Source organism: Rhizobacter sp. P2_H2, assembly GCF_056403375.1.
Window position 1 is genome coordinate 1 of record NZ_JBFUFP010000998.1, and the last position, 1993, is coordinate 1993.

General features: G+C 73.0%; 2 protein-coding genes and 1 pseudogene. 1 reads left to right on the forward strand and 2 read right to left on the reverse strand.

Annotated elements, in window-relative coordinates:
* Nucleotides 1-186: pseudogene (locus AC1D15_RS29255) on the reverse strand (hypothetical protein); the annotation flags it as partial.
* Nucleotides 187-381: 195 nt separating this feature from the next.
* The gene (locus AC1D15_RS29260; RefSeq protein ID WP_477828781.1) at nucleotides 382-1083 is read right to left on the reverse strand and encodes a HisA/HisF-related TIM barrel protein; all 702 of its coding nucleotides are present in this window, start codon (nucleotides 1081-1083) and stop codon (nucleotides 382-384) included.
* Between the two features lie 22 nt (nucleotides 1084-1105).
* Here AC1D15_RS29260 and AC1D15_RS29265 point away from each other — a divergent pair.
* A partial coding sequence (locus AC1D15_RS29265) for an ATP-grasp domain-containing protein (protein WP_477828782.1) occupies nucleotides 1106-1993 on the forward strand: 888 nt, incomplete at its 3' end.

Below are 1993 nucleotides of genomic sequence, written 5' to 3' on the forward strand. Positions count from 1 at the left end.
GGGCCGGGCCGTGAACCGCGCCAGCGCGCGGCGGGCGCAGGCGCAGCCGCCGCCCGGCACGGGGTCCGACAGGATCAGGGCACCCGCGTCGTCGACCTGCACCGTGGCGGTGTCGCACAGCAGCAGGCAGAACGGGCAGGTCCAGCGTGCGGTGGCGGCGCGCGGGGTCACGGAGGTGTCGCTCATGTGCCGGTTTCAACGCAAGCGATGTGCCACGAGGCCCACCCCGGCAACGGCGAGGACGCCGCCGCTGCAGCGGCCAGAAGCGGGACACACTGTCTCGGTTCTGGCGGGAGGAGGGCGCTGCAGGCCCCCGGGGGAGCGCCTTCGGTTGGCACGAAACGTGATGCGTCCTCCCGTCATGGACGCATGTGCTTCAGATCAGGCAGGCATTCGGGGCAACCCGAGGTCGTGCAGGGCACTGGCCACCAGCCAGGCCGACGCACCGGCCGCGCCCGCGCGGGTCAGATCGGCAGCGCTGGCGATGCCGCCGGCACCGATCAGCCGGGTGTGCGGTGAGCGCGCGGCCAGTTGGCGCAGGGTGTCCAGGTCGGGCCCGGCGCCGGACCCGACGCGCTCCAGCGTCATCACGATGACGCGCGGCGGCCACAGCTCGGGGGCCTCCCAGCAACCGGCCGCGTCCAGCCGAACGCCTTCGCGGCGGTCGAGCGACAGGATGCCGCGCCCGGGCGCCGTGAAGCAGGCTTCGAGCGTCGCGCGCGAGCGCAGCGATTCGCTGCCGAAGACCGGCACCAGGCGCTGCGCCAGCGGCCCGAGCGCCGCATCCAGCGCGCGGGCCTGCGACACGTCGGCGAAGCCGGCGTCCAGCCAGAGCTCGATGCCCGGCAAGGCCTCGAGCAGTTGCCGCACGACGGCGAGCTGGCCCGCACCGCCCTGCAGGGCATCGAGGTCGGCGACGTACAGCTGTTGCGCCGCGCAGTGCTCGCACAGGATGCGCGCCACGGTGCGTGGATCGCTGCTGGCGCACAGCGCCGAGTCGATCGGCCGGTAGTGCTGCCGCTCACCCCGCACGGCGCGCACCACCTGGCCTTGCAGCAGGTCGATGACGGGAATGACAGTCATGCAGTTGAACCGAGGAGCATCGATGAAACGGGTTTTCGTCTACGAGTATCTCAGCGGCGGCGGGCTGATCCCGTCGGCCGGCGATGCCACCGTCAACGACGAGGCGGCGGCCGCCGAACTGCTGCCGCTCGGCCTGTCGATGCGCGATGCGCTGGCGCAGGACCTGTTGCAGGTCGACGGTGTGCTGGTGTCGGTGGCCACCAGCGCGCGGGCACCGCGCGTGCCGGGCAATGCCGAGCCGGTGCGGCCGCGGGGCGGCGAATCGCCGTTCGATTTCGTCGCGCGCCAGGCCGCCTTGCATGACGTGGCCTGGGTCGTCGCGCCCGAGACCGGCGGCCTGCTGGCGCGCATGCAGCAGGTGGTCGGTGCCGCGCGCTGGCTGGGGTGCAGCGCGCAGGCCATCGCGCTCACCTCGGGCAAGCGCGCCACGCTGCAGCACCTGGCGGGGCAGGGCGTGACGACGCCGCTCGCCTTCGAACACGTGCCGGAGGTAGACCGCTGGGTGGTCAAGCCCGACGATGGCGCGGGCGGCGTCGCGACCCGGGTGCACACCTGGCAGGACGACGCGCTGAGCGACTGGGACCGGCGTTCGACCGCCGGCAGCCCGATGGCCATCGAGCCCTGGGTCGACGGCGAACCGCTCAGCGTGTCGATGCTGTGCACGGCGCAGGGCAGCGAGGTGCTCAGCGTGAACCGCCAGAACATTGCCATCGATGCGGACGGCGCCTTGTCGTTCGAAGGGGTCGAGGTGAACGCGATCGCGCTCGACAGCGAGCGCGGGCGTGCGCTGTCGCGGCTGGCCGCGCAGGTGGCGAAGGGCATCCCGGGCTTGCGCGGCTTCGTCGGCATCGACGTGGTGTGGCACCCGCGCTGCGGGCCGGTGCTGATCGAGGTGAACCCGCGCGTCACC